This is a genomic window from Syntrophales bacterium, assembly GCA_030655775.1.
Lineage (GTDB): Bacteria > Desulfobacterota > Syntrophia > Syntrophales > JADFWA01 > JAUSPI01.
In genome coordinates, this window is the sequence record JAUSPI010000003.1 from 1 (window position 1) to 5,584 (window position 5,584).

Here is a 5,584-nt window from a genome sequence, read left to right on the forward strand (position 1 = left end):
GCGGAACTAATTGGGGACGGGTTTACATTTTTCTAAAAAGGCAAAATCTTGTCTCTGGATGATATTAAACATTACTGCAAAACAGCAACAGCGATTGAGCACACGATCAACATTCAGAAAAACATTGACGAAATATATGATTCTGTTGATTTAATCCTCGACAGGTCAAAACAAGATTTAACCTGCTGAATATACAAGAAATAAACGAAAATAATGCTTGACTTGTATGGGCGTATAAAGTACAGTAACGCACTGATAATATTTACATATCCTATTATTTATGAGGTTGCCATGTTTCGTCCAACAAGTGCCCAATCATCTCTTTTCGAGGTGGACCATTACTTCTCAGGTATTCTTTCTAAAGACGACTGGAGTTTCATTTTCAAAGAAAGAGTGCTGCCCCTTATTGACGAAGAAAAATTTCGTCATCTGTATTCCGAAACCGAAGGAAGACCAAATGCTTCCATAAAGACAATGATATCCCTGTTAATCTTCATGGGCACTGAAAAATTGACATGGCGCGCCAGCGAGTATCTGTTTCCCAGACGTATCGATTGGTTGATAGCCACATGTACACCCATGGGAGAAGCCCAAATAGATCATACGACACTTTTTAAATTCTTTCAGCTCCTGGAAAAAGACGACATCTGCCGGGATATGTTTGTCGAAATCACGGATGCTTTTATTAAGGCCTGCGGCACTTCCGTCAAGATGCAAAGGACAGATTCGTTTTATATACATGGCTGGCTGCGGACATTATCGCGATACGGGTTATTTAAAGAAACGATTCGGAAATTCCTGCAGTCATTAGGAAAACAAAAGCCGGGATTATATGAATCCATTAAAGGACAACTATCACGAGAATATCTTGAAAATAATTTCGATATCACAGAGAAAGATAAAGAACTTGCCCAGAGAAAAGTCGCTTTGATGGCGAAAGACCTGTACATTCTTCATTGTGCTTTCGAAAATCATAATCAGATAAAGCACTATGAAACATTCAGGATATTATCCAAGGTGTTTACCCAGCAGTGTGAAGTAAAAGATACATCAGGTGCAGATCCCGAAATTATAATAAAAGAGAAGCCCGACAAGGATACGATTTGTACACCCCATAACCCGGAGGCACGCTATGTCCGCAAGGTCAAACAGCGTGTCACGGGTGATAAAGCCTTTGTTACCGAAACATGTTCTTCTGAAAACAAGACTCAGTTCATCACAGATGTTGAACTCCTTCCGGCCACTGCCTCCGATTCAGGTCAACAGCCCGAAATACAGCAGCGGTTAATTGACAATAACTTCAAACCCGAAAAACAATATGGAGATGCCGGATTTGTCAATGGCAAGACGATTCTTAAATCTGAAGAAAACGGAATTTCTCTCGAAGGTCCATCTGCCGGTCGCTCACAATCCTTCGAGGCATATGGACAAAAAGACCGTCCTCTGGACGCAGGCGATTTCGATATAAGTTTTGATGAACAAACCGGTCCCAATAGGTCGGGATGTGTGAATAAATGTCCGAATGGTCAAGTACCGATAGAGCAAAATCGAAGTGAAAAAACGGGCAGGATTATCGTTCATTTCGATGTGTCTGTATGCCGTGCATGCCCTGAATCGGAACGTTGTCCGGTCAAGACAGGAAAAAGAGTAGCGACATTTACAATTGATGAGACAGGATATACAGGTGCTGCTCGTCATTGCAAATACATGAGTGACAAAGAATACCGCAAGGAATGTGCGACAAGAGCAGGGGTGGAAGGTACTGTTTCAGAATTAACACGTGCGCACGGTGTGAGAAAATCCCGTCACAGAGACAGAAACAGAACGAGTTTACAATTGATATTTGCTGTCCTCGCCTGTAATGTAAAGCGCTTCATCCGTCATGGGCAGCAGTATGGCTATTTGGAACCGGCCGTTCAAGGATGCTGCTAAGTCAGACATCCTTGTCAACCGAAACAAAATGGCGACACATACGGCAGGGGGCGAAAGGCGTGCTATATTATTAATATATTTAGGTAGTTACGATGTTGCCAACCACATGGCTGATCATTGCTAATATGTGGGGACGTTTTCAAAGAACACCCAGTATAAATAATGCGATTCGTTCATCAACAAAATTTTCAAAGAACTTTTGAAATAATGTCAATCCAGGGTACATGCTACGTTTTTCAAAAACTTGTTAAATCAACAGAGTCTTAGATGCGCTCGTAAAAAGTCAGTTTTCTTTGCTCAGAACCATTTTGTGGATGCTGTTATTGCCCGGCTAAAAATCTAAAACTCGTGCTAACGCACTCAAACAGTTAGATTTTCTTAACGCCGGTCACTACCAGCATCTTTTTCCCAAAATGCTTAAATTCGCTCCGAAAAGACTTTTTACGAACTTGTAAACTTAAGAGGAGTTACATGCTATACAGCTTCCCATTTATCACCATGTCCTTTGCCAACCTGTTTAACGTATCAAGCTTTGGCGCTTTCTTCCTCTTTCCTCTTTTCATTACGCACCATGGAGGTTCCAAGTCAGATATAGGGATTATTATGGGTGTCTTTGCTCTATCTGCCGTTCTTTGTCGTCCCTGGATTTCTGATATGGTTGACAGGATCGGTCGGAAAAAAAGTTATACCATTGGATGCGTTATCATGAGCATCGTTCCCACTATGTACCTCTTTTGCAGAGGGGACCTGTCCGACTTTTATCTTCCGCTCATCCTTATACGAATTCTACACGGCGTGGGATTGGCCATCTGCTTCACAGCTTCATTCACCTATATAGCCGACATTGTTCCCGAAAAACGCTTAAACGAAGGCATCGGCATGTTCGGGGCTGCGGGAATCATGGGATTGGCCATCGGGCCTGCCGTCGGTGAGCTTATAATCCGGGACTTCGGCTTTTCCATCTTTTTTCTTGCCGCCACAGGAATGGCGATACTCAGTCTTTTGACCCATCTTGTTGTTCCCGAATCATTCGTGCACGTCCCACATGAACGGCGCCAGTCCTTTTCCTCTGTCCTGTTAAAGCGAAAGGTTTTGATAGTAGCATTGATTTCCATTTTATTCGGGGTCGGCCTTGCGGCCGTCGGCTGTTTTGTTTCCCCATTTGCCGAAGCACGCGGGATTGCTTTTATTTCCACTTACTACATCTCCTACTCGGGAGCGGCTATTCTGACAAGGCTTTTCGGGGGCAAACTCGCGGACAGGATCGGAGAAGACCGGATCATCCCCCACGCTCTGATACTGACCGGGGGCGGCCTTTTGATTTTGATTTTCATGAAAGGAAACATGATTCTGGTTCTTTCTGGTTTGGTGACCGGGTGTGGACATGGCTTTCTCTTCCCGTGCCTGAACTCACTGGCCATACGAAACGAACCTGTCAACATCCGCGGCAAAATTACCGGTATCTTTACAGGTGGAATTGATACAGGGGCATTTATAGGATCTGTCATGCTGGGTTATATCGGTGAATGGGCAGGCTTTGGAGCTCTTTTCTTTGCGGCGGGTCTTGCTCTCTTAATAGGATTTGGCGTTTACAGGTTTGAAGCAAAGAGACTTAAAATTAATGATGGAGGAACAGTCGATTTAGGGGATAGCATATCTATTTCCCGAAGAAAAGAGGCAACAATATGTATGCTGCCCCCCGAATTCCCCCCAAGGGATAGGAAAAGCAAAAATTGATGAAAACGTTATAGCTAATGCATCAGATTATTGACACACTACCATCTTTGTTTTATACTGCTAATGTATGAAACTAAGAATTGTAAGGCTGTTGCATGATGAAAATTACTATCATAATGAAGTCAGGCAACCGCCCGGTGGTTCTTATTCTTCGAGAGAAGATAAGGGCTTATTCAACAAATCCTCTTTAAAAAAGAAAGGAGGAGATTAAAATGAAGGCAGTTGTTATTTTTACCGGAACGGGACCAATTCTGATTCTAACTTCTTATGAATCCATGACTGATGCTGATTTTATTGAGAAGCTTGAAACGAAGGGAATTAGAAAATTTATCGCTGTTGAGCTCCCCATGGAAAAGGTCAAAAAAACATACGGGAAGCGTTTTCTGGTTGTCATGGGAGATCTTTATCAAACCGATGACTTACGGGTTCTTGACTACAACGGGCACAATATTTTTGCCAACTTTTCCTTTGCAGAACTGGGAGAACCAGTTTATTACGAACCGTAAATAAAGAAGCGTTTCCTCACTTCAGAGAGATGTAAAAAAAGCAGGCTGATATATTTTAGCCTGCTTTTTTCTGTTCAGGAAAACTCGTTTATTTTTTGTCGATTTTTCTGATCTGTCATAACAGGTGAACCAGGCAGCATATTTCCCCAAATACCCAATGGGTGCTTAATAGCGTGATTGAACTGAACAGCGAGCGCATTCCCCGCTGCTTGCGGCGGGGTTAGCGAGCGAATAAAATCAACAAATTTCCTTAACAGCTCCGCTATGCCGTTTTACGGCATTATAATTGGAAGTAACTTACGTTTTTAACAAATTCATTATTTCTGGTAAATATCAAGAAATATTAACAACTTACAATGTGTTTGCAAATTTAAGTTCCTTGAAAGTCGTAGATTCCCCGTAGCTTGCTGCGGGGAGCTTCAATTTTGGATATCTCTGACAATTTACTTTCCAAAAGGACATACCGCGGCACAGATGCCGCAATTATGGCCTTCGTTAAATTGAAAGAAGTATTCTTTTTTCCACTCATCACATTTCAAAACATTAAGCATATCTTCGCGGGGCATTCCCGGTTGCCAGGCATTACCGATGAGCGCTCCTGCCGGGCATGCATCGACACACTTCCTGCATGTGCCACAATAGCTTTTCGTAACTGACAAATCACATCTGGCAGGAAGATCGGTGAGGACAGTCCCGAGTCTGAGCCATGGGCCGTGTCGTTTGGAGATAAGGAGACAGTTACGGCCAACCCAGCCGAGGCCGGCCCTGGTAGCGGCTGTTTTGTGGGGAAAATCTCCTTTGATATTGACAGGATCGGTGCGATCTGAGGCGGGAATCATATAACCACAGAAGCCAGCCCTGCGGATTGTTGTTTCAAGGGTTACTGCAATCTCGTTGATTAAGTCATTAACACGGCGGTACTCTTCGGCGTACTGCTCGTTCGGACCGGTGCGAATACTTGCCATAATTCCCGGATCCATCAGCACGGCAAATGAAATGGCGCGAGGGAATTGATTACCGTTATTATCGGCAGGTGTCGATATTCCGTCAAGATCGGCAATGCCAAAATATTCAATGTGCCATTTACGTAGAATGGCAGCAATAAGCTCACGGTGATCGTTTTTTGGATCTTCCGACATCATCACCTGTCTCTCGTCATCAAATTCCGGGAAATTCCTGGGACAGTATATCTATTTTCCGAAGAAAAGAAACAACAGATAGATAATGACCGGTTATCAAATATCAGTCAAGCACCCGGTGTTACGTACATAGCAGTTATGTTGCGAGTATAGTTATGTTACCAGATATAGTTCATTTAATTCCTATCAATCCATGGTTTAAGAAATCCATATAGTTCATTTAATTCTTTTCCCTCCTTTGATCTATTTTCCAAGCTAAGATTGCTTTAA

The 5,584-nt window shown here is 42.9% G+C and carries 5 protein-coding genes; 4 read left to right on the top strand and 1 reads right to left on the bottom strand.

Annotated elements, in window-relative coordinates; translation table 11 throughout:
• The first annotated feature begins 291 nt into the window (after window positions 1–291).
• From Q7J27_00085 to Q7J27_00100, 4 genes are all read left to right on the top strand, one after another.
• Window positions 292–1,932, top strand: coding sequence for a transposase (locus Q7J27_00085; protein MDO9527539.1), 1,641 nt, complete (start codon window positions 292–294; stop codon window positions 1,930–1,932).
• Window positions 1,933–2,403: 471 nt separating this feature from the next.
• The gene (locus tag Q7J27_00090) at window positions 2,404–3,669 is read left to right on the top strand and encodes an MFS transporter (GenBank protein MDO9527540.1); all 1,266 of its coding nucleotides are present in this window, start codon (window positions 2,404–2,406) and stop codon (window positions 3,667–3,669) included.
• 67 nt (window positions 3,670–3,736) lie between these two features.
• Window positions 3,737–3,880: a hypothetical protein gene (locus tag Q7J27_00095; protein ID MDO9527541.1), complete on the top strand. Its 144-nt coding sequence runs from the start codon at window positions 3,737–3,739 to the stop codon at window positions 3,878–3,880.
• A 1-nt stretch (window position 3,881) separates the two neighbouring features.
• On the top strand, window positions 3,882–4,175 hold the full coding sequence (locus Q7J27_00100; GenBank protein ID MDO9527542.1) for a hypothetical protein: 294 nt from the start codon (window positions 3,882–3,884) through the stop codon (window positions 4,173–4,175).
• A 443-nt stretch (window positions 4,176–4,618) separates the two neighbouring features.
• On the opposite strand, the gene Q7J27_00105 is transcribed toward Q7J27_00100, so the two are convergent.
• A complete protein-coding gene (locus Q7J27_00105) occupies window positions 4,619–5,317 on the bottom strand; it encodes a 4Fe-4S double cluster binding domain-containing protein (GenBank protein ID MDO9527543.1) in 699 nt (232 codons plus the stop codon).
• Window positions 5,318–5,584 lie beyond the last annotated feature (267 nt).